A 24,512-nucleotide genomic window follows, 5' to 3' on the forward strand; every position below is an offset into this window, starting at 1 on the left:
AGTTGGGGACCGTCATCCACCATGTCCGGATGTCCGCGCTGCAGGCCCTTCGCCCGCGGCCGGCGCCGGTGGCCCTGGCTGTCGGGTTCGCCGTGGCCGGCTGCCTGATCGGCACCTTCTACCACCCGGAGCCGTGGCGGGCGTTCGACCTGTGGGCCTATCTGCTCACCCTGCTGATCGCCCTGCCACTCGGTCTGCGGGAGGAGTGGGCGTTCGGCGTTCTCGTGGTGACGGCCGCGGGGTTCGCCGGATACCTGCTGCTGGGATATCAGCCCTCGCTCAACTTCTGGTGTCCGGCGGTCGCGTGCGTCTTCGTCACCGCGCGTGAACGGCGGGGCCGCGTCACGTGCGGTGTGGTGCTGCTGGCCGCGGTCATCGCCCTCAGCGGAGTGCGCGGCCGGCTGCCCTGGCCCGTGACGGTCGTACAGGCGTTGGTCGTTCCCGCTGTGGCCTGTGCCTTCGGGCTCGCCCAGCGTCGACTCGGTCGGCGCCACGCCGAGTTGCGGCGGCTCACCCTCCTGCTCGACGAGCAGCAACGCCAGGAGGCCCGGCGGGCCGTGCTCGACGAACGCTTCCGGATCGCGCGCGAGCTGCACGACACCATCTCCCAGCACATGACCATCGTCACCCTGCAGACGGGCCTCGCCCAGTACACCTTCCATTCCGACCCCGCCGCCGCCCACCAGGCGCTCGGCGTCGCCGCCACGGCCGGACGGCAGACCTTGGACGAACTGCGGCGCCTCCTGGTCGTCCTGCGTACGTACGATCCGGGGGACGCGGCGCGTACGGGGAGCGCGTACGGGACCGGCTCCGGGAGCCCGTACACGGAGGGTCCGGGGAGCACGAGCGCCCCCGAGGGCCCGTACGCCCCCACGGTCCCCTCAATCCCCACGGTCTCCTCAGTCCCCACTGTCCCCTCAGATCCGTCCGCTCCGAACCCTGACGACCTGCTCGCCGACATCGACCGCATCCCCGCGCTCGCCGAACGCTTGGAAGCGACGGGGCTGCGCGTCGCGGTCCGCTTCACCGGCAGGCGGCGCCCCCTGCCCCCGGGAGTCGAACTGTGCGCCTACCGCGTCGTCCAGGAGGCACTCACCAACGTCGTCAAGCACTCCGCGGCGCACGCCGCCGACGTCACCGTCGACTACCTGGACCGGGAACTGTGCGTGACCGTCCTGGACGAAGGGACACCGGATCCGGCCCAGGATCCGTCCCCGCCCGCCGCCCCGAGAAGGGCCGCCGACGTCCGCGGATCCGGGCACGGCTTGATCGGAATGCGGGAACGGGCGAAGATTCGGCACGGCTCGCTGATCGCCGCACCACGCCCAGGGGGCGGATTCCAGGTATGTCTCCGTCTCCCGTTGGAGGCGGATGCCTTCCCGGGGAAGGACGTCCCCCCGGGTCGGGATCGGACCAGCGGCTGACCGTGACGTGAGCAACAACCGAGGCCGAGGAGCGCCGTGGCCCGCATCCTGGTGGTGGACGACCAGCACCTCATCCGCTCCGGCATCGTCACACTGCTGCGCACGGTGGACGGACTGGGCCCGATCGTGGAGGCGGCGGACGGCGAGGAGGCCGTCGCCGCGGCCCGCGAGCACCGCCCCGACCTGATCCTCATGGACATCAACATGCCCCGCCTCAGCGGCCTCGCCGCCGCCGAACGCATCCTCGGCCTCGGTCTCGACCCGGCCCCGCGCATCGTCGTCCTCACCACCTTCGACGAGGACGAGTTCGTCTACGCGGCCCTGCGTGCCGGCTGCAGCGGCTTCCTCCTGAAGGACATGCCACCCGAGCAACTCCTCAGCGCCGTCAACGCCACCCTCTCCGCCGACCTCCTGGTCGCCCCGGCCCGCATCCGCCGCCTCGTCCAGCGGCACGTCACCCACGACCCGCAACCCCAGCAGGCGGCCCGGCCCGGCACCGACGCGACGAACCTGCTCACCGGCCGCGAGATCGAGGTACTCGGACTCGTCGCCCAGGGACTCGCCAACGAGGAGATCGCCGAGCACCTGCGCGTCAGCGATTCCACCGTCAAGACCCACCTCCACCGGCTCATGGCCAAACTGAACCTCCGCAGCCGCGCCCAAGCGGTCGTCTTCGCCTACGAGATGGGCATCGCCCGCGTCGGCGGGCGCCCGGCGCTGCCGGACGGCCCGGGCGGACCAGCCGTGTGACACCGCCGCGCGGCAACCGGGGAGACGGGCCGGGAAGTCCCCCGCGTGACGGACCGGCGTCTCACGATCGGTGACCGCGTACGTCGCACCTCTGCGGCGTGCGCCTACGTACCCTTCAATACCGGTCCAGGCGGTGAGCGTAGGGAGCGGGCAGCACCGGGGTACCGCCGCCGGGGAACCAGGCCGCGCAGAGACTCCGGTACCGGTCGGGGACCGCCGCACCGTGCACGTACGCGTCCTCGGCCGACCAGTGGCCGAGGAGCAACCGGATGAGTGTGCGGTCGTCGGGGAACAGGTCGCCACCGCACAGGGCCTCGATCGCTTGGGGGCGGGCCGTGTCCGGCAGCTGTCCACCCGCCCGGCGCCGTAGTTCGGGTTCGAGCGTGCGGACCAGGGACGGGCGGTTCAGAACGGCGGCCATCATTCCGCCGCTCGGCGGGAACCGCTGCTCGTAGGAGCAGCCCATGTGGCGGGCGATTCGGCCGGTGAGGCTGTCGGCCGGTTCCCGTACCGTGAACCGGTCCAGTCGACGCTGCCAGCAGAGCCGGGCGACGGCCGCGAGCAGCCGGCGGGTCGCGGCGGCGTCCACGGCCACCAGCTCGTCCGCGGTCACCGTGCCCAGAGGGTCGCCGAAGGCCCGCCCTTCCAGCACGGCGTAGCCGGCGATCGTGTGACCGGTCCGCAGGACCAAGGTCTGCGACCCCGGTTTCCAGGTGGTCTGGGGGACGAGCCGGTTCCAGCCCGCGTGCCGCTCATGTGTCCAGGGCCGCTGGGCGTGCGCGACGTTGTACAGGCCGACCATCGCCGGCAGATCGGCCGGGGTGGCACTGCGGATGCCAGGGTCGGCCGCCTCCGGATCCCCTCCCGCCGTGCGCTCGACGTTGCGCACGGGGATGACCAGATGCCCGTCGGCGACGGCTCCGACGAAGCCGAACCGCTCGTACACCCCTTCGATCCCCTCGGGCACGAAGGCCACGTCGACCCTCCGCGCCATGCGGGCCCAGCGCCTGCCGCAGGAGGCGGCTCATGTGCCCCTGGCGCCGGAACGCGGGCTGCGTCTCCACACCGCCGATGCCTTCCGCAGGCACGGCCAAGGCCCCGAACCGCAGCCGGAAGGAGACCGCCTCCAGCTCGGCGACGGGTGCGTCCCGGGCGGTACGCAGTCGGCAGTGGCGTACGCGCAGGCTGCGCACTTCCTGATCAGGGGCCTCGCTGTAGACGACCCGCGGTTCGTGACCCGACACGTATGCCTCCCCGGCCCGCGCACGTGCGTGCGTCCGCGCGCACCCGCGTGTGCCGGGTCGCGTACAGGCTCGCAGCGGCTCGGTTCTCCCGACGGTGGTTCAGTTCTTCCGACGGTACGTGCCGGGGGCCTGTCCGTGAGCGCGTTTGAAGGCGTTGGCGAAGGCGAACTCGGAGGTGTAGCCCACCTGGGTCGCGATGGCGCGCAGCGGCGCTTCCGTCGTTCGCAGGAGCCGGGCCGCCGTGGTCATCCGCCACCAGGTGAGGTAGGCGAGCGGCGGTTGGCCGGTCAGGGCGGAGAAGCGGCGGGCGAACGCCGCACGGGAGAGACCCGCCTCCGCGGCGAGCTTCGCCACGGTCCACGGCTCTGCGGGGGCGCGGTGGATGGCGTGGAGGGCGGCGGTGAGCGCGGGGTCGTTGAGCGCCGCGGCCCAACCTGTGGCGCGGTCGGCCTGGGGCTGTCGCGCCAGCCAGATGCGGAGGATGTACATCAGAAGCGTGTCCAGGAGCGCGGGGACGGTCGTGCCGGTGCCCAGGCGTGGGGCGCTCACCTCGGCGGCCAGGAGCCGTACGGCCGCATGGAGTTCGGGGTGGCGGGTGGGATCGGCCGGAAGGTGGATCACTTCCGGCAGGGTCAGCAGCAACGGGTGCGCTTGGGCCGGGTCGAGTCGGTACGCGCCGCAGAGCACGACCGTGACCGGCCCGCTCCGGCCGAGCGGGTCGACGGTGTCCGACGCGTAGGAATCGGTCAGTCCGGGGTCGTCGGGGTCGCACGCCGGCGTGTCCACTTCGGCCTCGGGGTGGTCGGCCAGGGTGTGTCCGCTCCCATGAGGGAGGAACAGCACGTCACCAGCGTCCAGCCGGAGGGGCGTCCCGTCCCGGGTCAGCAGCCAGCAGGAACCTTCCAGGACCACCTGGAACCCCGCCGAGCCCGGCACGGCGGCGAACCGTCGGCCCCACGGGGCGTGCCAGCGCACGTACGCCGACCGGGGCCGGCCGGTCCGCGCCACGGTGATCACATCGCTGAGCACGTCCATGCGGCGACCCTAGTGCTGCGAGTCCCGTGCCGTGCGTGGCACGGCTCGGCGGTGACGCAGGGTTGATCCGACGGTCGGGCCGGGGTCCTCAGGCGCTGGGGTGCTGCCGAGGCAACCGCTACTCGAAGCGGGTGACGAAGCGACGCTGCCACGGGGTCTCCACGGCGCGTGGTGCGTAATGCTCGCGGACGTAGGCGACCGCCTCGCTGCCGGGCACTCCGTCCAGCACGGCGAGGCAGGCCAGGGCTGTACCGGTCCGTCCGTACCCGCCGCCACAGGCGACCTCGACCCGCTCGTGTTCGGCGCGGGTCCATGCCTCGCGCAGCCCTTCCGCGGCGGCCGCGCGGTCGGACGGCAGCCAGAAGTCCGGCCAGCGAAGCCAGCGGGCCTCCCACGAGACGGAGGGCGGCTCATGGCCCAGGAGATACAGCGCGAAGGTGGGCAACGGCCCCTCGGGCAAAGGCCGGCGGAGTCCCCGACCGCGAACGAGCCGGCCAGAGGGGAGACGCAGAATGCCGGCGGCCCCGGCCGTCCAGGCTGTGGTCATGGAGGGAGCGTAGCTGTCTCGCCGGTGGCCGGTGGCCGGTGGCCGGTGGCCGGTGGCCGGTGGCCGGTGGCCGGTGGCCGGTGGCCGGTTGCCGATGGCCGGTCGTCGGTCGTCGGTCTTTGGTCGCCGTCGCCGGTTGCCGACCCGGCGAGCGTTTTCGGTCGAAGCCCAGTGAGTAGCTGTCAGCTACACGTGAGACGTTCGCGTATGAACCAGGCACTTCGACGCATGGATCGTCTCGATGCGACGGCCGTAGTTTCAGGGCATGAAGATGAAGAGCATGCGCATCCACGCGTTCGGCGAACCGTCCGTGATCCGCTGCGACGACGTTCCTCGGCCCCGGCCCCTGGCCGGTGAGGTACTCGTCCGCGTCGCGGCGACCTCGTTCAACCCGACCGAGGCCGCCTTGCGCGCCGGGCTGTTGCAGGGCTTCCTGCCCGTGGCCCTTCCCTACACGCCGGGCTGGGACGTCGCCGGCACCGTTGCCGAGATCGGCCCGGACACCGAGGGGTTCGCCGTCGGCGACCGGGTCGTGGGGCGGTTGGACGGGGCGGGTGCGGCGGCCGAGTACGTCGCGGCGCCAGGGGCTCTGCTCGTTCCCGCCCCGACATCTGTCCCCCTCGAACACGCCGCCGCCCTTCCCATCGCCGGCCAGACGGCCTGGCAGGCGGTGTTCGAGCACGGGAAGGTGGCGGCAGGCCAGCGGGTGCTGGTCAACGGGGCCGGGGGAGGGGTCGGCGGGTTCGTGACCCAGCTCGCCAAGCACGCCGGAGCCGAGGTGGTCGCCACTGCCGGCCCGCGCAGCACCCGGGCGGTCCTCCGGCACGGGGCGGACCAGGTGATCGACTACACCGCCACGCCGCTCGCTGCCGCCCTCGACCGACCCGTGGACGTCATGCTCAACCTTGTGCCACTGCCCCCGCACGACGCGGCGTCGCTGGCGTCCGCGGTACGGCCGGGCGGGCGGATCGTGTCGATCGCCACCCCCGTCGAACCACCCGCCGAGTCCGGAGTGACGTCCTCGCACATGGTCGCCCGGAACGACGTGACACATCTGGCGGCGCTCGTGGAACTCGTCGACGAGGGGAAGCTCACCTTCGACATCAGCGCGTCCCGCCCGCTGGCCGAGCTCGCGGACGTTCACCGTCTCAGCGAGGCAGGCCGAATCCGCGGCAAGGTCGTCCTGATCCCTTGAGCTTCGCCGCCTGCCGCCTGCCGCCTGCCGCCTGCCGCCTGCCACGCGCCGCCTGCCATCTGGGGTCAGGTCCCCGCCGCGTTTCCCCACGAGGAGGGGTGGAGGTCCGCCGTCTGCTGAAACTCCGGCGGTATCCACGGGCGGTTCACGGTAGCCGGAGTACCGCGGCGGTCTCATGGATCAAGCACGCCCGGGGGCGTACGCTTCGCTGATGCGACCGGATCGGGGACTCTTCGGCCGTCCCGGCGAGGGCCTGCGTCGACCCGTGGTGGTCGATTCGCTCCTCGCCGTGGGGTACGCGACCACCAGCCTGCTGCTCGGGATGGAGCGACCGCCGACCGGCTGGTCCGACATGGACGCGACCGGCGCGCTGCTGACGGTTCTGACGAGCCTGGCACTGGTCGCGCGACGGATGGCGCCGGTGGCGGTGCTGTCGGTGGTCGTCGCCCTGTGGGTGGTGTACATCGCGTGCGGGTACTGGCCCGTGGTCAACTCCCCGGCGACGCTGCTGGCCCTGTACACGGTGGCCGCGACGAGGACCGGCAGGTCCGTTCCGATCGGTGGGGCGGCGGTGGGGGCGGCCTGGGTGCTGGCGGGTCTGTCCAACGTGCACAACGGCTCCATGAAGACCGTACTGGTGCAGGCGGTGGCCTTTCCCGCAGTCGTGGTCCTGATCGGGCGCGGTGCCGGCCGGGCGGCCGAGCGCAGCCGCGAACTGGCCCGGTTGACCCGCCGGTTGCAGGTCGAGCAGGAGACGAGGGCTTCGCAGGCGGTCACCGAGGAACGCGTACGCATCGCACGGGAGTTGCACGACGTCGTCGCCCACCACATGTCGGTGGTGTCGCTCCAGGCCGGCATGGCGTCGTACGTGTTCGAGGGCGACCCGGCCACCGCCCGGCGGGCCCTCGACACGATCGCCGCCACCAGCAGGGAGGCGCTGGAGGAGCTCCGCCGTCTGCTGGTCCTGCTGCGCGTCGGATCGGACGACGTGCGGGCCGCCGACGGTGGCACCGGCACCGGCACGGAGGGAGCGGAGGACGCCTACGCGCCCTCCCCGGGACTCGAACGGCTCGACGCGCTGCTGCTCCGCGTGCGGGAGGCCGGTGTCCCCGTTGACCTGGAGGTCACCGGAGAGCCCTACGCGCTGCCGCCCGGGATGGACCTGTGCGCCTACCGGGTGATCCAGGAGGCGCTGACGAACGTCCTCAGACATGCGGGGCCCGCCACGGCGTCGGTCACCGTCGGCTACCGACCGCAGGCCCTCACCGTCCGGATAGCCGACGACGGGCAGGGACGGGTTCCGGCCGTTGATCGGCCGAACGTCGGGCACGGGTTGATCGGCATGCGCGAACGAGCAAGGATCTATCAGGGGACGGTGAACGTCGGTCCCCGGGCCGAGGGCGGCTTCGAGGTGCTGCTCAGCCTGCCCACTCCGACCGGCGGCAGCGCGCACAACCTCCGGTCCCCGTAGCCGTGAGCCTCGCGTCGCCGCCGAGGGCCGGCCGTCCCCATGAGGATGTTCCCGACGATGCCTTCCGTCCTGGTGGTCGACGATCAGATTCTCGTCCGGGCCGGACTCGCCGCCCTGCTGCGGATGGCTCCGGGCGTCGAGGTCGTCGGCGAGGCCGGCGACGGTGACGACGCCGTCCGGCAGGTGGCAGCCACTTCCCCCGACGTCGTCCTGATGGACATCCGGATGCCCGGCACCGACGGCATCCAGGCCACCCGGCGCATCCTCGCCCCGACGGCCGCCCGCCCGGCGACGCCGACCGGTACGACGACGCCCGAGTCCGGCGCCACACCGCCGCCGCACCGCGTCGCGGCGCCCCGGATCATCGTGCTCACCACCTTCGACCTCGACGAGTACGTCTACAACGCCCTCCGCGCCGGCGCCAGCGGGTTCCTCCTGAAGGAGACGCCGCCGGAGCGGCTGGTCGCCGCCGTCCACACGGTGGCCGCCGGGGACATGCTGTTCTCGCCGTCGGTGACGCGGCGCCTGATCGAGGCGTACGCGCCCGCACCCGCGCCCGACGACCACCTTCCCCCGGCCTGGCAGACCGTCACCAACCGGGAGCACGAAGTCCTCGTCCAGGTCGCCCGCGGCCTGCCCAACGCCGAGATCGCCCAGCAGCTCCTGCTCAGCGAGGCGACCGTCAAGACCCACCTCAACCGGGCGATGGCCAAGCTCGGCCTGTCCAGCCGCGCACAGGCCGTGGTCTTCGCGTACGAGACGGGTCTCGTCGTCCCCGGCCACACCCGCACGGCCGACGACGACTGAGGGCGCCCCTCCGGATCCATCGCCTACCGCGCCGGTATGAGGCGACTGCGGCGGGCGGTTCATCGCGAGCCGACCCGTGCGCCTCATGACGTATCACGGTTCAAACCTGCGGCGGTCGAGGCCGATCGGGCCCCCTGGCTAGGTTCTCTTCCGACCGGGCGACCGCCGCTCACGGCAGGCGGTCGCCCTCCGGACGCACCTCAGGAGAGGGAGAACGCCCATGTCACACAGGCGCATGCGAGGCACCGTGGTCGCCGCTCTGACACTGACGACACTGAGCCTCGTCACGCTCACCTCGTCGCCGGCCTCCGCTACGTCCCGCAAGGGATGCCCCTACCCGAACGTGTGCTTCTACCTGACCAAGGCCGACTACACCGACAACCACCCCACGGCGATGTTCAAGGACTTCACGACGGGGTTCCAGACCCTCGGCGCGCAGTCCAGGGGAGCCAAGGCCGTCGTCAACACCCGCAACGACGACCGCGCGAGCATCAAGTTCCTCGACGGCGGCAACGAGTACACGACCTGCCTGCCGCCCAACCAGGACTGGCCGGTCCAGTCCGGCATCACCGTGACCAAGCTGCGCATCGAGTCCCAGTCCGCATGCCCGACCGGTCCCTGACGAGCCGTCACAACAGCACCCCAGTACACCACTCAGTGATCCGCTCCTTACGAGAGGAACCATCGTGCGATCCGTCAACCGCTTCTCGGTCGTCGCGGGCACCATCGGCGCGGCCGTCCTTTTCGCACTGCCCGGCAACGCCTTCGCCGTCACCAAGATGAGCCAGAGCTCCGCCGCGTCCGCGCTGCGCGGCGTCGGCATCACCTGGAGCTCCAGCGGCGGCTGCACCAACCGCAACAACAGCACCTGCACCTCGTTCGAGCAGATCAACACGGCGACCGTCAACGACCTCAAAACGCTGCGGACCGCCAGCGGTTGCGGCATCAACGTCACCGGCGGCACCGAGACGGGCCACGCGAGCGGCACGTACAGCCACTGGAACGGCTACAAGGCCGACATCACCCACAACTCGTGCATCGACTCGTACGTGAAGAACAGCTTCACCCGCATCTCCACCCGCAGCGACGGCTCCCCCCGCTGGCGTTCCGCCGCGGGCAACGTCTACGCCGACGAGGGCAACCACTGGGACATCACCTACTGCGGCGGCTCCAGCGCCTGCACGTCGTCCGCCAGCGCCTGACCCCCGACCGGCCCTCACCGCGAGTCGCGGTGCCGCCGCGGTGTCCAACGCCCGCCTGCGCAACGGCGCGCTCCTCCACTTCACCAACGGCGCCACCCGGTGCGTCCGCCCCGGCGAGAACAGGACCGACCTACGGAGGATCGGCACGGTCGGCAAGATCCGCATCGTCGCCTCGGACACCTGCACGTCGGCCCGTCACCCCGGAACAACCGCAGCGACCCGAACACACCCCACCACCCCACCCAGCAAGGGACAGCCATGCCCGTTCCCCTCAGGGGCGCCCGCGCCCTCGGTGTCGTCGCCGCCGGGCTCACCGCGGCCCTGGCGCTCGGAGCCGCTCCGGCCTCGGCCACGACGGAGTACGTCCAGGGCACCGTCACCAACCGCTACACCTACGCCACCAACCCGCACGGCGTCACCGTGGCGGGCAGCAACATCTACCTCCAAGTCACCGACGCGGGCGTGGCGTCTTCGAGTGCTCGGCGGGAAGGCCGCGTTCGGCCTCGAAGCGTGCCGCGGCCCCGGTGAACCTAGGCGTTCGCGCGGCAGAAGGCCCGAACCGCCGCCGTGAAAGCCTCCGGGGCTTCCAGGTTGCTCATGTGGCCGACCGAGGGGATCACCACGAGTTCGGCGTGCGGAATCGCGTCCTGGAAAGCGTGGGCGACGGTCAGGGGAGAGCGGGCGTCGCGCTCGCCCCACAGCAGCAGGGTCGGCACGGTGATGCGGGGCAGGAGGTCGGTCTCATCGGCCTCGGCCATCAGAGAGAGCTGGGCGGCCATGGTTTCCGGGCGTACGTCCCTGCTCATGGCGTCCAGCGCCGCTGCGAAGCGTTCCGGTGGGCCGTCGGCGTACAGCCCGGGAAGCGCCGGGTCGAACTCCTCGCGAGGGGCAGCGAGCATTCTCTTGGCCCCCTCGACGCGCACCGCGACCTCCTCCGGGGGCAGTGAGCCCTTCCAGCCGGCGTACGTGTCCACCAGAAGCAGCGACCGCACCAGGTCCGGTCGCCACCGGTACAGCTCCAGGACCACTGTTCCGCCCCAGGACAGTCCCGCGACCTGGGCGGGCCCAAGGCCCACGTCCTCGATCACGGCGGCGAGAGCGTGCGCGAAGTCCGCGAGCCCGAAGCCCGTCGGCAGCGCGCCGGACCTGCCGGATCCCGGCTCGTCCCAGGCCACCACCGTAAATTCGTCCGCCAGTGACTCGACCTGAGGCTGCCACATCCGCCCATCGATCCCGGCCCCGTGGACCAGGACCACGACCGGCCCGCGCCCCGTCTTCGTATAGGCGACTTCGACGCCGCCGAATCGCACCACTGCCATGCCTCCAGGCTAGGCCGCGCGATGGGCCCTCGCCTTGCGCCGCGCGAGCGAGCTGCGCGAGATGGTCGCGGAGAGCCGCGCGAGACAGCCGAGCCAGGGAGCAGCGCGGATGACCAGCGCAGTGATTCGGCGTGCGCCACTGTTGCTTTGCCCTCAGCTGGGCGAGGCGCGACCGGGGAGGTGGTCCAGGGGCACCTCTCACAGGTCGGGTAGTTCGGAGGGAGGTGGTCCTGGTCCTCGTCGGCGGAGACGGTCGGAGCGATCAGGATTGCGGCGTTTACGGTTCCGGGGCCCGCCCCGGCCCGGAGTACCGGGAAGGAGCGGGTCCGTTGCCATGTCTGATCATCAACTCCGCAGGTAGGAAGCCCCGTTGAGATCGAGGATCGTGCCGGAGGACCATTCGGCGGCGGGGGAGGAGAGCCAGAGGACCGCGGCTGCGATCTCTTCGGCCGAGCCGACACGGCCGAACGGGCTCTGCTGGCGGATGGCCTCGCCCTCGGGGCCTTCCAGGCGCGGTGCGACGCGCTCGGTGGCGAAGAAGCCGGGGGCGATGGAGGTGACGGCGATGCCGTGCGGGGCGAGGGAGACTGCGAGGGATTGACCGAGGGCGTGTACGGCGGCCTTGGTGGCTGCGTATGCCGGGTGGTCGGGCTCGCCACGGAATGCGCCGCGGGAGCCGATGTTCACGATGCGGCCTCCCGTGCCCTGCTCGATCATGAGCCGGGCGGCGAGGTGGCTCAGGTTCGCCGTGGCGAGCAGGTTCACTGCCACGTGTTGTTGCCAGACAGCCGCCCACTCCTCGTACGGGGTCTCCGCCAGGGGGTGACGGATGTTGACCGCCGCGTTGTTCACGAGCACGTCGACCCCGCCGAGCGCTTCCGTGGCCATCTCGACGACGACGGCAGCTCCGTTGGGGTTCGTCAGGTCGCCGCCGACCAGCACATGCCCCGTACCGGCAAGGGACTCCAAGGTCAGCCGCGCGTCGTCGACGCGCGAGCCGAAGTGGACGGCCACCCGGTCCCCGTTGGCCGCGAACGCCTGAGCCACCGCGCGCCCGAGCCCGCGGGACGCGCCACTGACCAGGACGCGCCTGCCCGACGGAGGCAGATTCATGAGAATTCCTTTCGAACGGCGACGAAGAGCGGAGACCGCGAGGCCTCTGGTGCCCGACTGAGCACCTGGTCCGACGTTCCGCACGGCGGGTCATGATGCAGCCGGCCGCCACGTAGATCATCGACGGCCCAGCGTAGGAGATCCACGGACCGGCTCAGCGGCACGCGCGCGGCAACAAGCGCCTTGCCGCCAGGGGTTTACGGGCTTCGGTGGCCGGATTCCTGTAGGTGCTCCGCGTCGGAAGGACCACGGTGTCCGTGTCCTTGTCGGTGACGGCCAGCGGCCTCTCGCCGACCCTCGCACGTCGTGGCTGTTGGTCGAGCATGGCGGGATCCGTGCCACCGGGACGGCACAATCCCACGTCGTCCGTGTCGAGGAAAGGTGGGGCTCAGTGACCCGAAAGCGTGAGGGGTGATCTGCGACCCACGTGATCACCGGGGCTCGGGACGGGTGAGGGCACCCGCACCCGCACCCGGATGCGGGCGTGGGTTCGGATCTCGACCGTGGTCACGTCGGTCCAGGACGCGCCGTCACGGGAGTACTGGACGCGCACCGGGATGGTGGAGGGAGTCCAGCCGTCGAGGAAGTCCATGCCGCCCTCGACGTGGGCGTTGTGTCTGTCGGTGCGGGTCGCGGAGAAGCGGGTGAAGGCGATCTCGCCGTCCAGGTCGGTGGTGAACTGGCCGACGACCGAGAACTGGCCGCCGGAGGAAGGCTCGAAGACGACCCCGCCGCTCTGGCCCGCGAACGGTACCCAGCCTTGCGGGGACTCCCGCTCCAGAACCGCGGTGAGCGTGACCTCCTGCCCGGAGTCGACTGTCAGCCCTTCCTCGGGGCTCTGGACGACCCAGCGCGTCGCGACCTTCCGGACGTCGACCGGCACCGCGGCGGATTCGCCGTACAGCACGCCGGGGTGCTCGTTCGAGAAGCGGTAGACGGCCTGGATCTGCGTCGTGGAGTTCACGGTGACCGTGGTGGTGAAGTGCCCTTCCGCGTCCGTGGTGGCGTGCGCGTCGGTGAGGTAGTCCACGTCGATGTCGACCACGTGGTCCTCAAGCGGATCGAGCGCCCGCGTGGCCGGGTCGGGGTCGGGTCAACCGAGCCGGTCCCACCACCCCGACCGCGACGCAACGAGCCTCAGCCCGTTGCCCGCCCCGCGATGCCGTCCAAGGCCCGGTCGAGCCCCCACGCGTACTGCTCGTCGGAGACGAATCGGGCGATCGTGTCCGCGGCCTCGACGGTACGCGGGTAGTGGTCGGCGGGGATGGAGCGGAGCTGCTCCCGGCGGAGGGCGATGCGTTCGTCGACGGGCGGGGCGGGTGCGGGGGAGGGGAGTTCGGCGGCTTCCAGGGCGATGGCTCCGAGGACTTGGACGATCAGCAGGTAGGAGGCTCGGGCTGCTTCCGTCGGGTCGAGGCCGGCGTCGGCGAGGACGGTGAGGAGGGCTTCGCCGAGCGCGAGGGCGTTGGGGCCGTCCATGGGGCCGGAGAGGAGGAGGTGGACGGCTCCGGGGTGGGCGAGCAGGCGGTGGCGGAGGTCGGTGGCGAGTGCGTGGATGCGGTCCCGCCAGGGGGTGTCGGGGGAGGAGAGGGCCGCGAGGTCGGTCTCGCCGAGGAGGTGCTCGACGACCGCCCGGACCACGGCGGCGCGGTCCGGGAAGTAGGTGTAGACGGCGTTCGGTGCGAGGCCGAGCTCGGCGGCGATGCCTCGGATGCTCACCGCGTCGGCGCCGCGGGTGCCGAGCAGCCGAATGGCGGCCGCGACGACCTCCTCCTCGTGGACCGCCCGCTTGCGGCCCCGCTTCGCCGGTGGCGCGTCCTGTGTCATGCGTACGGCTCCTCACGGGTGCTGACTCGAAACCTTGACGAGCTATTTTTGCACGGCGTACATTAATTGCACACCGTACAGAAATTAGAGGTGATCCCCATGCGTGCAGCTGTCCACGGCGTCGGACGCCCCGCCGTGCGTGACTGGATCCGGTGGACGGCCGGCTTCCTGGCGTTCCCGATCGCCGGACTCGCCGGCCGCGCGGTGGCCGGTCCGGTCGACGACGTGGTGAGCGCCCTGGTGGGCGGGGGCGTGACGGGGGCGGTGATCGGCGCCGGGCAGGCGCTCGTCTCCTCCGGCCGGCTGGGCCTGCCGCGCTGGTCCGCCGCCACGGCGGTCGGCAGCGGGCTCGGGCTCCTGCTCGGCGCCGCGCTGGTCGACTACCGCACCGATCTCGGCTCCCTGGCGCTGATGGGCGCGGTCGAGGGCGTCCTGCTCGGCGCGGCCCAGGCCTGGGCCCTGCCGCGCGCCACCCGTCTGCCGTGGATCTGGGCGGTGGCGATGCCGGCCCTGTGGGCGGCAGGCTGGACGGTGACCACCCTCGCCGGAGTGGGGGTGGAGGCACGGTTCACCGTCTTCGGCGCCACCGGCGCCGTCACCTTCTCCGCCCTCTCCGGCGCCCTGCTCCACGGACTCCTGCCCGCCACCAACCCCACCCGGGCCCCCGGCTCGGACTCCCTCAGCGAGGTCGGCGCATGAAGCACACCACCACCCCCCGTCACGTGATCTTCGGTGCCGGCGCCGTGGGTACGGCCGTCGCCGAGGCGCTGGTGCGCCAGGGAGAGTCCGTCCGGATCGTCAACCGGTCCGGTCGCGCCGACGTCCCCGACGGCGTCGAGGTGGCCGCCGGCGACGCGGCCGATCCGGCGTTCACCACCGCCGTCGCCGCCGGTGCGGCCGTCGTCTACCAGGCGCTCAACCCGCCGTACCACCGCTGGCAGCAGGAGTTCCCCGCGCTCCAGGCAGGTGTCCTCGCCGCGGCCGAGGCGAACGGTGCCCGCATGGTCTCGATGGACAACGTCTACAGCTACGGGCCACCCGGCGGCCGCCCCTTCACCGAGGAGACCCCCGACGCCGCGACCACTCGCAAGGGCCGGCTCCGGGGCCGGATGGCCCGGGACCTCCTCGCCGCACACGAGGCGGGGCGCGTGGAAGTGGCGATCGGCCGCGCCTCCGACTACTTCGGGCCGCGTGGCGGTGCCCAGTCCAACCTCGGCGACCTGGTCTTCCCGGCCCTCCTGGCCGGCCGTACCGCCACCGTCCTCGGCGACCCCGACCAGCCGCACACGTACACCTTCATCCCCGACATCGGGGAGTCCCTCGCCCTTCTCGGCCGCCACCCCGACGCCCCCGGCCGCATCTGGCACCTCCCCAACGACCCCCACACCCGCACCACCCGCGAGCTCGTCGGCCTGGCCCACCGCACCACCGGCCGCCCCGGCGCCGCCCGGCTGCGCCGCATGCCGACGCTCGCGCTGTACGCGGTGGGTGCCGTGAACCGCACGGTGCGTGAACTCATCGAGATGCAGTACGAGTTCGCCGAACCGTTCGTCGTCGACTCCACCCTCATCCGGGACCGCCTGGGCGCCGTCGCCACCCCATCGGAGGAGGCGCTGGAGCAGACGATGGCGGCCTACCGGGCCCTCGGGAAGTGACCCCTCGGGGGTATCGGCACACCGTGCCCCCCGGGTGTATCGGCACACCGCGACCCCTCGGGCGTATCGGCGCACCCTGGCTCCTCGGGGGTATGGGCACACCCCGCCCCGCCTCCGCGCGCTCCCAGCCCTCCGCGGCCGTCCTGCCGAGCCCTCCGGCGGGCGGACGGTCCGGCGTCGCCGCGGCGCGCGGGGCGAAGTTTTCGAGGGCCGCGCCTGAGTCGCATCCGGGCCTGGTGGTTCGTCGGATAGAGGGGTAACCGGCGGTAGGGGTCGAGTATGAGCCAGAACCGCCGAAGTATCCGGACGATCATCGCTGCATGAGATCCCTTGACTGAATTTTCGGTTAACGCAAGTATGTGCGGCGCACCACACCTCACCTCCCCACCCCCTCCAGGGAGAGTTCTATGAACATGCCTGAAACCTCGAGGCGCAACCTGCTCAAGTTCGGCGCCGCAGCCGTCCCCGCCCTGGCGCTCGGCGGCCTCCTCCCCGCCACCGCGCGTGCCGCCACCAGCCCCAACGGGGTGCAGCTGCGGATGCCGGCCGAGGACGGCCGTCACGTGCGGACCTTCATGGCCTGGCCCGCGCTGTCCGCGGTCTGGGGCAACGGCCTGTCGGGTGTCCGCAACGACATCGCCGAGGTCGCCTATCAGATCTCCCGCTACGAACCCGTGGTCATGCTGGCCCGCTCCGGGCAGGCGGCCGGCGCCCGGTACGCCTGCGGCAACGGCGCGTACTACAGCATCACCGTGCTGGAGATCGCCAATGACGACCTGTGGATCCGCGACTTCGGTCCGACCTTCCTGACCGGCCCCGGCGTGATAGCCGGTCTGGACACCAACTTCAACGGTTGGGGCAAGACCGGCACCACTTACTACCAGCCTTTCGCCAACGACGCCGCCGCGGCCGCGACTCTGCTCAACTACTACGGCGTCAACCGCGTCCAGGCGTCGTTCGTCGGCGAGGGCGGCTCGCTCGAGGTCGACGGCGAGGGCACCCTGCTCGCCACCGTCAGCTCCCTGGTCAACCCCAACCGCAACCCGGGCAAGTCGCAGGCCCAGGTCGAGCAGGACCTCAAGTCGTCCGTCGGTGTGGACAAGGTCATCTGGGTGCCCGGTCTGGCAGGCCAGGACATCACCGACTGCCACATCGACTGCCTAGCCCGCTTCATCGCACCCGGCAAGGTCATGCTGGACAAGCCCGGCCCCGGCGTCAGCGCCCAGTGGCGCGCCGTGTACGACGAGACCAAGCGCATCCTGCAGACCGCCACCGACGCCAAGGGCCGCCCGCTCGCCATCACCGAGCTCCCCGGCCCCGACCGCAAGCGCATCCGCGGCACGGGCAACGACTTCCTCTCCAGCTACACCAACTACTACACCGCCAACGGCGCCGTCTTCGTGCCCCAGTTCGGTGACAGCTATGCCGACGGCGTGGCCTACAGCATCCTCCAGGGCGCCTACCCGAGCCGCGACATCGTCCAGATCAACATCGACAACATCGCCAGCGGCGGTGGCGGCATCCACTGCGCCACCCAGTCCCAGCCGGTCGTACCGCCGGCCGCCTGATCCGCCCTTCCATCGCGTGCGGAGCGCCGGCCCCCACCGGCGCTCCGCATGCCCCACTGGCGCTCCGACCGCCCCCACCGACGCTCCAGCCGCCAAGACCGAGGCTCATCCGCACGGCAGGGCGGACGCTCCACCGGCACAGCAGTCCCGACGCTCCGCCCGCCAGTGCCGCCCTCCCGGCGACCGCGTTGCGCGAAAGCCCACTTGAGCCCACTTGAGCCCGCTCGGGTCGCCCAGGCCGTTCCCGGATCCGCGGGAACGGCTCTCAGGTGTGGGATCGACTTTCTGACGTAGAGGCAGTTCCCCGCCGTCGAACGACACGGTGCGTGGGGTGCCGGGCGTCCACGGCCACGACTTTGCGCGGAGTCCGGATGTCCCGGTCAGTGTTCACAGCTGCTCAGAGTGCGTAATTCGCCTGATTCGGAACCTTCTTGACGTTGCGTCCGCGTTCCGATCCGGATTTGACTGAATTTTCAGTCAGGTGAACTATGTGGCACGCGGCACCTCCAACCCCCTCACACTTGGGAGTCCTTCATGACTTCGTCGGAAACCTCCAGACGAAACATCCTCAAGTTCGGTGCGGCGGCGATCCCCGCCCTCGGCCTGGGCATGGCCCTACCCGCCACCGCAGGAGCCGCGACCAGCCCCACCGGCGTACAGCTGCGCATGCCCGCCGAAGAGGGCAAGCACGTGCGAACCTTCATGGCGTGGCCGACGCTCGCGTCGGTCTGGCCCAACCTTGCGGGCGTTCGCGGCGACGTCGCCCGCGTCGCGCAGCAGATCTCGCGCTTCGAGCCGGTGGTCATGCTGGCCGGCCCCGCGCACGCAGCCGAAGCCCGGGCCACGTGCGGCACCGGGGGGACGTTCGGCATCTCGGTCATCGAGATCGCCAACGACGACCTGTGGATCAGGGACTTCGGTCCGACGTTCCTCACCGGCCCCGGGGTGATAGCCGGCCTCGACACCAACTTCAACGGCTGGGGCAAGACCGGCACCACCTACTACCAGCCCTTCGCCAACGACGCCGCCGCGGCCGCGACCCTGCTCACGCAGTACGGCATCAACCGCGTCCAGGCCTCCTTCGTCGGCGAGGGCGGCTCGCTGGAGACCGACGGCGAGGGCACCCTGCTCGCCACCGCCAGTTCCCTGGTCAACCCCAACCGCAACCCGGGCAAGTCGCAGGCCCAGGTCGAGCAGGACCTCAAGTCGTCGCTCGGCGTCGACAAGGTGATCTGGGTGCCCGGCCTCGCCGGTCAGGACATCACCGACTGCCACATCGACTGCCTCGCCCGCTTCACCGCACCCGGCAAGGTCATCCTGGACAAGCCCGGCCCCGGCGCCGACCCGACCTCCGTCTGGTCGCAGGTGTACGACGAGACCAAGCGCATCCTGCAGACCGCCACCGACGCCAAGGGCCGCCCGCTCGCCATCACCGAGCTCCCCAACCCCGACCGCGCCAAGATCACCGGCAGCGGCCGGGCGTTCCTCTCCAGCTACACCAACTACTACACCCCCAACGGCGCCGTCATCGTTCCCCAGTTCGGCGACGCCGCCGCGGACGCGGCAGCCCGCACGATCCTCCAGGGCGCCTACCCCGGCCGCGAGGTCGTCCAGGTCACCATCGACAACATCGCCAGCGGCGGTGGCGGCATCCACTGCGCCACCCAGTCCCAGCCGGTCGTACCGCCCGCCGCCTGACCGGCCCCCACCACCCCCTGCGCGCCGCCCGAACCGCTCGGCGATCCGCGCACATCTCCTCCCCGGAAGCACAGGTCCGTGTCACCGGCTCAACCCGGCGACATCACGGACGTCCGCCGCATCGCAACCACGTTGCACGTCCCCTGACACGGGGTTCACCATCCGATCGACACCGACCGACCGGATCCAGAGCCCTCAAGCCCGCCCCTGCCGACGTCCCCGACGGCAGGGGCGGGCTCACGTGTCGGGACACAGCCAGCGGCAGGAGTGCGTACCTGACGGGGGCACGTACCCGGGAGGGTTACACACCTGGAAGGGTTACACACCTGGAAGGGTCACGCACCCGGGAGGGCCACGGACCCGGCAGGGGCACGCACCCGGCAGGCACGTCCGGCGATCCATAAAACTCTGCCCGGGACGCCGCCCTGATCCAGCCCGGAGGAGTACCCGGCGGCATGTCGACCCAGTCGTCATCGGCGAGGCGCCCCACCTCCGCCTACGGTCTGGCCATGGGCACATCTGAGAACCCGGACAGCCGGATCAGCGCCAGGATCCATCGGTTCGCGACCCGCGGAGTACCGGATACTGCGGGAACTGCGCGGCGGCCACACCAAGGTCTACGCGGTGACGTCGTGCCGGCCCGACTTCCGCCCCACCTTCGAGGGGGTGACGGCTCCGGGTGTCGCGCTGAAGGTCACACTCGGCACATCACGGCTGAGCGAAACGGACACCGGCATCAAGGTGTGGATCGCCCAGACGGGCAACCTCCAGGGCGTGGCCTACCACTCCCAGGACACCCTGGAAGAGGGCGGCTTCCGGGACTACGCGTGGGGTGCCAACGACGTCTGCCCGATCTCGTCAGCTGCAGAGGCGGCCGAGGCCAAGGACCTGTGGCGATCCTGGGAGACCTGGCATCGGTCCCAGCGCCGTGACGACCACTTCACCGTGACGGCGGAGCACCCGGACGCGCGCGCCCAGGAACTGATGCGCCGGTCCGTCGTCAACGTCTACGCCGAAACGGCTCAGAACGAACCCCTCGCTTGGTACTACGACGGTCAACTGGGCGTGACCCGCGTGTTCGCGGACTGACCGAATCGCCGCGAGAACGGAGGTCCTGACCGCGCGCGGCTGTCCCACGGCGACCGCAGGCGTACGGGCGCGCCTGAACCCTTCCCGTGGGGAGCCGGGAAGGGGCCGGCGCGGTCCCGCCCGCCCGGCGGCAGGTGGGACCAGCATGCGATCCCTCTCCGGGACTGGCCTGTCTGCGAGGACCGCGTACCGACACACTGCCACCGGCCTCCCGTGCACAACAGAGTCGTGCACGAAAAGAACCGTCGACATATGCGCCCGCCTCCTTAATGCGGGCGGTAGGTCCTCGTCGTGCGGCATGATGGCAGCCATGGACCTGCACACTTCCGACTGGGTGACTCTCTTCTGGTTCGAGAACGTCGCCGGCTGCCCGAGGCCCGGCCGACTGATGGCGGTTTGACTGCGTGACCGGGGGATCGACTGGTACCCCTTCACCGAGCACGATGTTCGGATCGACCACATGTGCGGGGTGGGCTCCGACGGCCACTGGCACGGCACGATAGTCGTCCGCGTGCGCGCGAACGTCTTGCGACACCTCGGACTCCACCCCGAGCAGCCGACATCGGCTCCGGCCGACCCGTTGCCACCCAAGTGGTGGGGGCCATGGGCGCGTTGAGCGGTGACCCGCTCCTGCTCCCGCAGGCGATCAGGGGGTCGGGCGGTCAGGCGCTCGGACGCTCAGGTGGCAGCCGTCTGGTGCTGCGGACTCGGCCGGGTCGGCTTCACGGTTGAGGGCGTCGCTCGGCGGCGTCGAACGCCGGCGCGAGCGGAGCCAGTACCGCGCGGAGCTGGTCGGGCAGGGAACCGGAGGGCACGAGGAGTCCCGTGGCGCCGACAGTCCCGGTGGCGTCGGTGTTCCCGGTGGGCCGGAGCCAGGCTTCGAGCGCGATGCGGACCGCTGCGCCCACGCTCGCCGCGAGGACACGGGCGGTGTGCGGTGAGGCGTCACCCAGCCGTTCGGTGAGCGCTGCCGTGAGAGGGGCTTCTATGTCGGCGGTGGTGTCGAGAAACGCGTCGCGCAGCGCGGTCCGGGTGGTGATCAGGAGCAGTGCGCGGTGTTCACGTTCATCGGTGTTCGTGTACTGCTCGACGACGGAGTCGGTGACGGCATCGGCAAGGCGCGTGCCCGCGGGCCGGGCCGCGACCGCCGAGGCGATCCGCGCCTCGCGGTCGGCCGTGACGGCGGAGACGATCGCCTGCTCGCGACTGGCGAAGTAGTTGTTGTAGGTGCGCGGCGATACCCCGGCAGCCTCGGCGATGTCCTCGACCCGTACGTGATCGGGCCCGCGCTCCACGGCCAGGCGTAGGGCCGCCCCACTCAGCGCCGCGCGCGTGGCCTGCTTCTTTCGTTCCCGAAGCCCTGCTGCCGGTGGTGGTGTCGTCACGGGGCCAGCGTTCCACATAATCCTGCGAGCGCGCAAACTTTCGTATGCGCAATCATGCGTGCACGCAAACTTGCGTGCACGCATGTTTCCTGTCAGCCTCGGCCCGAACGACACCGACAGGGAGGGCATGGCCATGCGAGCCAGAGGAATGACCTACGACACCGGATTCGTCGTACACGGGCGGACATCCCGCGAGGACTTCGACCCTGCGGTGGTCCGGCGCGAACTCGCCATCATCCGCGACGACCTCCACTGCAACGCGATCCAGATCATCGGCGGCGACCCGGACCGACTGGAGCTGGCCGCCGGCGCCGCCGCTGAGCTCGGCCTCGAGGTCTGGTTCTCGCCCTATCCGCTGGAGCTTGATCCGGAGCAGATCCTCACGCTCTTCCGCGACTGCGCCGAGCGAGCGGAACGGCTCCGGCGGCAAGGGGCGACCGTCGTGTTCGTCGCAGGGGTCGAGCTGAGCGTGATGAACCGCGGCTTCCTGCCCGGACAGAGCCCCGAGGAGCGCGTCGAGCAGCTCATGAGCCGCCCCGAGCGACGGGCCGACGCGATGCGCGAACTCGGCACGCGCATCAACGCCTTCCTCCGGGACGCCGCGGCCACCGTCCGTGCGCACTTCCACGGCAAAGTCACCTATGCGGCCATCCAGTTCGAGCAGGTCGACTGGACCCCCTTCGACATCACGACGTACGAACTGATCCGCTCCGCCGAAGTCGCCGACCGGTTCCGCGACGCCGTGCGCACCCTGGCCCAAGGTCCCCAACCGCTCGCCATCACCGGATTCGGCACCGCGGCCTACCGCGGTGCGGGTGACCGCGGCGGTCGGGTCCTGGAAGTGGTCGAACGCGACCCCCTGACCAAGGCCCCCATCCGGCTGAACGACGCTTACGAGCGCGACGAAGCCGGTCAAGCCGCGTACCTGAGCGAACTGCTGGAGATCTTCGAGACCGAGGGCGTGGACAGCGCGTTCGTGTTCTTGTTCGCCCTGCCCGGCTACCCGCACCGCCCGGACGGCGACCCCAGGGACGACTTGGACCGGGCCGGCCTGGGTATCGTCAAACTCCTCGAAGACGGCCGAGGTCAGACCTACCCCGACATGGCATGGGAACCCAAGGCGGCCTTCGCGGCGGTGAGTCAGCGGTACCGGCAGTAGCCGCGGTGCCGGCCGGGGCAGCGGTGCCGGCAGGACCGGGAGGTGACACCCCCCCCGGTCTCCGCGCCCGGTGGCCGGGGACCACGAAGCCGACCATGACGGTCTCGCTGCCGCGGCCCTCTGGGGGTGCGGGCGTCCAGCGCGCCGATCGGGCCTTCCTCAGGCGGGGTAGGCGATGGAGCCCAGAGGCGGGCAGCGGGTGAGCATGGTGTCGGCGCCGGGGCGTGCGACGAAGGCGCGGGCCTGGGCGGCTCGGAGGCGCTGGGATTCCAATGCGTCGGCGTGCCAGGCATCGCGTGTGGCGCTGGTGTAGTCCCACGTGTCGTCGATGAGGCTGAGGCTGGTGTTGCCGGAGCTGCGCTGGAACTCCATCTTCAGGGCGACCTGTTGGAAGGCGGTCTGGATCGCGGCGAGATCGATGCGGGTGATCAGGAGGCCGTGGGTGTTCGGCTCGCGGGTCGGCATGGGGGCCAGGGGGAGCAGCGACACTCCGGTGTCGAGGCGGCCGATGTTGTCGATGGTCGCTCTCTGGGATTCCTGCACCGTGAGTTGCATCTCCCGGTGCAGCCAGAAGAGCTCGTCGAGGTCGGCCGCGGTGATGCGCATGCGCTGGTAGAGCGCCTGGAAGCGGGGGTCGTTGTGCAGCGGGCGCATGGGGGCGGAGTGGAGCGACACGCAGTCGTTGAAACCGCCGGCCACCGCGGCGTCGAGGTGGAAGAGCGCCTGGTTCGCGTCCCCGCGCGCGATGGCCAGAGCGCTGAGGCCCGAGTGTCCCGCGGCGGAGAGCCACGTACCCTCGGGGCCGAGCGCCCCAGCGCGCGTGACGACGTCACGGAGGGCCGAGGCGGCGTCCATGCGCTGACGGGAACCGAGGAACCCGCGCGGCGAGGAGGCAGTGTCCTGCCCCGGCACCATCACGTCGGCACCATGGGTCAGGATCGCCACCAGCAGTTCGTGCACGCGGGTGGCCAGCGAGTTGACGGTGTCGACCATGGATCTCCTCGGTCCTCAATGGTGCGGAGTGCTAACGATGTTGAGTCTCTGTCAGCTTCCTTGGGGATGACAACCTTCCGTATTTCGCCTGCGGTCTGCCGCCTTGGCCGTACGGCAGTCCCGCCAGCCAGCCGACAGTCCAGCCAGCTAGCCAGCTAGCCAGCCAGCCGGCCAGGGGGCCAGGCGGCCGGCCCGCCACCGGCAGCGTGCCGAGGTGCGCAGCCGGACCCTGGCCGCCTCAGGTACCTACTAGGTACCATCGGCGGCATGCCGTCCTTGAACGTCACCTTCACCGACGAGGAGCTGGAGGAGGTCCGCGCCGCTGCGGCCGCTGAAGGCAAGTCCCTCAAGCAGTACGTCCATGACCTGTCGCTGCGCGAGCGTCTGCGCCGCCAGTTCGTCCGGTACGCGGTCTCCTGGGGTGAGGCGCACCGGAGCGAGTTCGACGACGCGTTCCCCGACGAGGCCCCGTCCGCTTCCGGTGACCGCGGGGCGGACGCTGCCTGATGATTCTCCACATCGACGTCTCCTGGCTCTTGGACGTCCAGGAGCAGGCCGTTCCGGAAGACGTCAGCGTCGCCGACTACTCCGCACTCGTCGCCGCCGTGGCCCGCCACAAGACCCGTGTCCCGCGCCCCGCCACCGCCGAGCCCGACCCGGCCTGGCGCGCCGCCGCCCTCCTGCACACCCTCATCAGGCTGCAGCCGCTGCCACACCGCAACAGCCTCTACGCCTGCCAGGTCACCGCCGCCTACATGCAGGCCTCGGGCGAGGGCATCAACCCTCCGTACGGTGCCATGGTCGAGCTCGTCCGCGACATCCAGGCCGACAAGGCGGACGTCTACGAGGCCGCCGAGCGCATCCGGACCTGGCGCCTCTGACCTCGGAGCGCGTCGCGCTGCCCCGCGTACCGGCGAGGGTCCGGCGAGTGCGAGTGCGAGTGCGAGTGCGAGTGCGCGTGTGCGTGTGCGTGTGCGTGTGCATGCGAGTGCGGCCCGGACTGCGGGGCAGTCGTGGAGGCTGCCCCGCAG

At 71.1% G+C, this 24,512-nt stretch carries 25 protein-coding genes and 1 pseudogene; 16 read left to right on the forward strand and 10 right to left on the reverse strand.

What is annotated here, in order from left to right; genetic code table 11:
- The first annotated feature begins 29 nt into the window (after positions 1-29).
- Both ACFCY7_RS19105 and ACFCY7_RS19110 read left to right on the forward strand, forming a co-directional pair.
- Positions 30-1,424 carry a sensor histidine kinase gene (locus ACFCY7_RS19105; RefSeq protein WP_376486482.1) on the forward strand — a complete coding sequence of 465 codons (1,395 nt, stop codon included), beginning with the start codon at positions 30-32 and terminating at the stop codon, positions 1,422-1,424.
- A gap of 36 nt (positions 1,425-1,460) precedes the next feature.
- Positions 1,461-2,174 carry a response regulator gene (locus tag ACFCY7_RS19110; protein ID WP_376486484.1) on the forward strand — a complete coding sequence of 238 codons (714 nt, stop codon included), beginning with the start codon at positions 1,461-1,463 and terminating at the stop codon, positions 2,172-2,174.
- A 115-nt stretch (positions 2,175-2,289) separates the two neighbouring features.
- Here ACFCY7_RS19110 and ACFCY7_RS19115 read toward each other — a convergent pair whose 3' ends face one another.
- The 4 genes and pseudogenes from ACFCY7_RS19115 to ACFCY7_RS19130 form a co-directional block, all read right to left on the reverse strand.
- Positions 2,290-3,168 carry a GNAT family N-acetyltransferase gene (locus ACFCY7_RS19115; RefSeq protein WP_376486538.1) on the reverse strand — a complete coding sequence of 293 codons (879 nt, stop codon included), beginning with the start codon at positions 3,166-3,168 and terminating at the stop codon, positions 2,290-2,292.
- A 64-nt stretch (positions 3,169-3,232) separates the two neighbouring features.
- Positions 3,233-3,418, reverse strand: a pseudogene (locus ACFCY7_RS19120) (GNAT family N-acetyltransferase); the annotation flags it as partial.
- Positions 3,419-3,517: 99 nt separating this feature from the next.
- Positions 3,518-4,453: an AraC family transcriptional regulator gene (locus ACFCY7_RS19125; RefSeq protein ID WP_376486487.1), complete on the reverse strand. Its 936-nt coding sequence runs from the start codon at positions 4,451-4,453 to the stop codon at positions 3,518-3,520.
- A gap of 118 nt (positions 4,454-4,571) precedes the next feature.
- Positions 4,572-5,000 (reverse strand): protein-tyrosine phosphatase family protein, encoded by a 429-nt coding sequence (locus ACFCY7_RS19130; RefSeq protein WP_376486489.1) that lies wholly within the window; start codon positions 4,998-5,000, stop codon positions 4,572-4,574.
- A gap of 271 nt (positions 5,001-5,271) precedes the next feature.
- On the opposite strand from ACFCY7_RS19130, the gene ACFCY7_RS19135 reads away from it, so the two are divergent.
- The 6 genes from ACFCY7_RS19135 to ACFCY7_RS19160 all read left to right on the forward strand — a co-directional run bounded on the left by ACFCY7_RS19135 (position 5,272) and on the right by ACFCY7_RS19160 (position 10,203).
- The gene (locus ACFCY7_RS19135; RefSeq protein WP_376486532.1) at positions 5,272-6,195 is read left to right on the forward strand and encodes an NADP-dependent oxidoreductase; all 924 of its coding nucleotides are present in this window, start codon (positions 5,272-5,274) and stop codon (positions 6,193-6,195) included.
- 211 nt (positions 6,196-6,406) lie between these two features.
- Positions 6,407-7,666 carry a sensor histidine kinase gene (locus ACFCY7_RS19140; RefSeq protein ID WP_376486492.1) on the forward strand — a complete coding sequence of 420 codons (1,260 nt, stop codon included), beginning with the start codon at positions 6,407-6,409 and terminating at the stop codon, positions 7,664-7,666.
- A gap of 57 nt (positions 7,667-7,723) precedes the next feature.
- Entirely contained in the window at positions 7,724-8,473 is a 750-nt protein-coding gene (locus ACFCY7_RS19145; protein WP_376486494.1) for a response regulator, read from the forward strand.
- Positions 8,474-8,693: 220 nt separating this feature from the next.
- Positions 8,694-9,095: a hypothetical protein gene (locus ACFCY7_RS19150; RefSeq protein WP_376486496.1), complete on the forward strand. Its 402-nt coding sequence runs from the start codon at positions 8,694-8,696 to the stop codon at positions 9,093-9,095.
- 64 nt (positions 9,096-9,159) lie between these two features.
- Positions 9,160-9,675 carry a hypothetical protein gene (locus tag ACFCY7_RS19155; RefSeq protein WP_376486498.1) on the forward strand — a complete coding sequence of 172 codons (516 nt, stop codon included), beginning with the start codon at positions 9,160-9,162 and terminating at the stop codon, positions 9,673-9,675.
- 258 nt (positions 9,676-9,933) lie between these two features.
- Positions 9,934-10,203: a hypothetical protein gene (locus ACFCY7_RS19160; protein ID WP_376486500.1), complete on the forward strand. Its 270-nt coding sequence runs from the start codon at positions 9,934-9,936 to the stop codon at positions 10,201-10,203.
- Between the two features lie 2 nt (positions 10,204-10,205).
- On the opposite strand, the gene ACFCY7_RS19165 is transcribed toward ACFCY7_RS19160, so the two are convergent.
- From ACFCY7_RS19165 to ACFCY7_RS19180, 4 genes are all read right to left on the reverse strand, one after another.
- Positions 10,206-10,994 (reverse strand): alpha/beta fold hydrolase, encoded by a 789-nt coding sequence (locus ACFCY7_RS19165; protein ID WP_376486501.1) that lies wholly within the window; start codon positions 10,992-10,994, stop codon positions 10,206-10,208.
- A 345-nt stretch (positions 10,995-11,339) separates the two neighbouring features.
- Positions 11,340-12,107, reverse strand: coding sequence for an SDR family NAD(P)-dependent oxidoreductase (locus ACFCY7_RS19170; RefSeq protein WP_376486503.1), 768 nt, complete (start codon positions 12,105-12,107; stop codon positions 11,340-11,342).
- A gap of 388 nt (positions 12,108-12,495) precedes the next feature.
- Complete coding sequence (locus ACFCY7_RS19175) at positions 12,496-13,152, reverse strand: hypothetical protein (protein WP_376486506.1); 657 nt, start codon at positions 13,150-13,152, stop codon at positions 12,496-12,498.
- 92 nt (positions 13,153-13,244) lie between these two features.
- Complete coding sequence (locus ACFCY7_RS19180) at positions 13,245-13,934, reverse strand: TetR/AcrR family transcriptional regulator (protein WP_376486509.1); 690 nt, start codon at positions 13,932-13,934, stop codon at positions 13,245-13,247.
- A 99-nt stretch (positions 13,935-14,033) separates the two neighbouring features.
- On the opposite strand from ACFCY7_RS19180, the gene ACFCY7_RS19185 reads away from it, so the two are divergent.
- From ACFCY7_RS19185 to ACFCY7_RS19205, 5 genes are all read left to right on the forward strand, one after another.
- Positions 14,034-14,633: a hypothetical protein gene (locus ACFCY7_RS19185; protein ID WP_376486511.1), complete on the forward strand. Its 600-nt coding sequence runs from the start codon at positions 14,034-14,036 to the stop codon at positions 14,631-14,633.
- The gene (locus ACFCY7_RS19190) at positions 14,630-15,589 is read left to right on the forward strand and encodes an NAD-dependent epimerase/dehydratase family protein (RefSeq protein ID WP_376486513.1); all 960 of its coding nucleotides are present in this window, start codon (positions 14,630-14,632) and stop codon (positions 15,587-15,589) included. The genes ACFCY7_RS19185 and ACFCY7_RS19190 overlap by 4 nt, the downstream gene beginning before the upstream one ends.
- A 413-nt stretch (positions 15,590-16,002) precedes the next feature.
- On the forward strand, positions 16,003-17,157 hold the full coding sequence (locus ACFCY7_RS19195) for an agmatine deiminase family protein (RefSeq protein WP_376486515.1): 1,155 nt from the start codon (positions 16,003-16,005) through the stop codon (positions 17,155-17,157).
- A gap of 534 nt (positions 17,158-17,691) precedes the next feature.
- On the forward strand, positions 17,692-18,855 hold the full coding sequence (locus ACFCY7_RS19200; RefSeq protein WP_376486518.1) for an agmatine deiminase family protein: 1,164 nt from the start codon (positions 17,692-17,694) through the stop codon (positions 18,853-18,855).
- Positions 18,856-19,479: 624 nt separating this feature from the next.
- Complete coding sequence (locus tag ACFCY7_RS19205) at positions 19,480-19,944, forward strand: hypothetical protein (RefSeq protein ID WP_376486520.1); 465 nt, start codon at positions 19,480-19,482, stop codon at positions 19,942-19,944.
- A gap of 722 nt (positions 19,945-20,666) precedes the next feature.
- Here ACFCY7_RS19205 and ACFCY7_RS19210 read toward each other — a convergent pair.
- Positions 20,667-21,329: a TetR/AcrR family transcriptional regulator gene (locus ACFCY7_RS19210; RefSeq protein ID WP_376486523.1), complete on the reverse strand. Its 663-nt coding sequence runs from the start codon at positions 21,327-21,329 to the stop codon at positions 20,667-20,669.
- Positions 21,330-21,477: 148 nt separating this feature from the next.
- On the opposite strand from ACFCY7_RS19210, the gene ACFCY7_RS19215 reads away from it, so the two are divergent.
- Positions 21,478-22,488 (forward strand): hypothetical protein, encoded by a 1,011-nt coding sequence (locus ACFCY7_RS19215; RefSeq protein ID WP_376486535.1) that lies wholly within the window; start codon positions 21,478-21,480, stop codon positions 22,486-22,488.
- 159 nt (positions 22,489-22,647) lie between these two features.
- Here ACFCY7_RS19215 and ACFCY7_RS19220 read toward each other — a convergent pair whose 3' ends face one another.
- Positions 22,648-23,481 carry a hypothetical protein gene (locus ACFCY7_RS19220; RefSeq protein ID WP_376486525.1) on the reverse strand — a complete coding sequence of 278 codons (834 nt, stop codon included), beginning with the start codon at positions 23,479-23,481 and terminating at the stop codon, positions 22,648-22,650.
- A gap of 267 nt (positions 23,482-23,748) precedes the next feature.
- Here ACFCY7_RS19220 and ACFCY7_RS19225 point away from each other — a divergent pair, with 267 nt between their 5' ends.
- Together ACFCY7_RS19225 and ACFCY7_RS19230 are read left to right on the forward strand one after the other, a co-directional pair.
- Positions 23,749-23,988, forward strand: coding sequence for a hypothetical protein (locus ACFCY7_RS19225; protein WP_376486528.1), 240 nt, complete (start codon positions 23,749-23,751; stop codon positions 23,986-23,988).
- Positions 23,988-24,362 (forward strand): toxin Doc, encoded by a 375-nt coding sequence (locus ACFCY7_RS19230; RefSeq protein WP_376486531.1) that lies wholly within the window; start codon positions 23,988-23,990, stop codon positions 24,360-24,362. The genes ACFCY7_RS19225 and ACFCY7_RS19230 overlap by 1 nt, the downstream gene beginning before the upstream one ends.
- Positions 24,363-24,512: the final 150 nt, after the last annotated feature.

Origin of the sequence: Streptomyces sp. NPDC056361, assembly GCF_042262805.1 — a bacterium.
Taxonomy (GTDB): domain Bacteria; phylum Actinomycetota; class Actinomycetes; order Streptomycetales; family Streptomycetaceae; genus Streptomyces.

What these genes read in the sequence shown, in the direction of transcription:
- ACFCY7_RS19105 (WP_376486482.1), top strand. Translation starts at nt 30, where the DNA reads ATGTCCGCGCTGCAGGCCCTTCGCCCGCGGCCGGCGCCGGTGGCCCTG.
- ACFCY7_RS19115 (WP_376486538.1), bottom strand. Translation starts at nt 3,168, where the DNA reads ATGGCGCGGAGGGTCGACGTGGCCTTCGTGCCCGAGGGGATCGAAGGG.
- ACFCY7_RS19125 (WP_376486487.1), bottom strand. Translation starts at nt 4,453, where the DNA reads ATGGACGTGCTCAGCGATGTGATCACCGTGGCGCGGACCGGCCGGCCC.
- ACFCY7_RS19130 (WP_376486489.1), bottom strand. Translation starts at nt 5,000, where the DNA reads ATGACCACAGCCTGGACGGCCGGGGCCGCCGGCATTCTGCGTCTCCCC.
- ACFCY7_RS19135 (WP_376486532.1), top strand. Translation starts at nt 5,272, where the DNA reads ATGAAGAGCATGCGCATCCACGCGTTCGGCGAACCGTCCGTGATCCGC.
- ACFCY7_RS19140 (WP_376486492.1), top strand. Translation starts at nt 6,407, where the DNA reads ATGCGACCGGATCGGGGACTCTTCGGCCGTCCCGGCGAGGGCCTGCGT.
- ACFCY7_RS19145 (WP_376486494.1), top strand. Translation starts at nt 7,724, where the DNA reads ATGCCTTCCGTCCTGGTGGTCGACGATCAGATTCTCGTCCGGGCCGGA.
- ACFCY7_RS19150 (WP_376486496.1), top strand. Translation starts at nt 8,694, where the DNA reads ATGTCACACAGGCGCATGCGAGGCACCGTGGTCGCCGCTCTGACACTG.
- ACFCY7_RS19160 (WP_376486500.1), top strand. Translation starts at nt 9,934, where the DNA reads ATGCCCGTTCCCCTCAGGGGCGCCCGCGCCCTCGGTGTCGTCGCCGCC.
- ACFCY7_RS19165 (WP_376486501.1), bottom strand. Translation starts at nt 10,994, where the DNA reads ATGGCAGTGGTGCGATTCGGCGGCGTCGAAGTCGCCTATACGAAGACG.
- ACFCY7_RS19170 (WP_376486503.1), bottom strand. Translation starts at nt 12,107, where the DNA reads ATGAATCTGCCTCCGTCGGGCAGGCGCGTCCTGGTCAGTGGCGCGTCC.
- ACFCY7_RS19180 (WP_376486509.1), bottom strand. Translation starts at nt 13,934, where the DNA reads ATGACACAGGACGCGCCACCGGCGAAGCGGGGCCGCAAGCGGGCGGTC.
- ACFCY7_RS19185 (WP_376486511.1), top strand. Translation starts at nt 14,034, where the DNA reads ATGCGTGCAGCTGTCCACGGCGTCGGACGCCCCGCCGTGCGTGACTGG.
- ACFCY7_RS19190 (WP_376486513.1), top strand. Translation starts at nt 14,630, where the DNA reads ATGAAGCACACCACCACCCCCCGTCACGTGATCTTCGGTGCCGGCGCC.
- ACFCY7_RS19195 (WP_376486515.1), top strand. Translation starts at nt 16,003, where the DNA reads ATGCCTGAAACCTCGAGGCGCAACCTGCTCAAGTTCGGCGCCGCAGCC.
- ACFCY7_RS19200 (WP_376486518.1), top strand. Translation starts at nt 17,692, where the DNA reads ATGACTTCGTCGGAAACCTCCAGACGAAACATCCTCAAGTTCGGTGCG.
- ACFCY7_RS19215 (WP_376486535.1), top strand. Translation starts at nt 21,478, where the DNA reads ATGACCTACGACACCGGATTCGTCGTACACGGGCGGACATCCCGCGAG.
- ACFCY7_RS19220 (WP_376486525.1), bottom strand. Translation starts at nt 23,481, where the DNA reads ATGGTCGACACCGTCAACTCGCTGGCCACCCGCGTGCACGAACTGCTG.
- ACFCY7_RS19225 (WP_376486528.1), top strand. Translation starts at nt 23,749, where the DNA reads ATGCCGTCCTTGAACGTCACCTTCACCGACGAGGAGCTGGAGGAGGTC.
- ACFCY7_RS19230 (WP_376486531.1), top strand. Translation starts at nt 23,988, where the DNA reads ATGATTCTCCACATCGACGTCTCCTGGCTCTTGGACGTCCAGGAGCAG.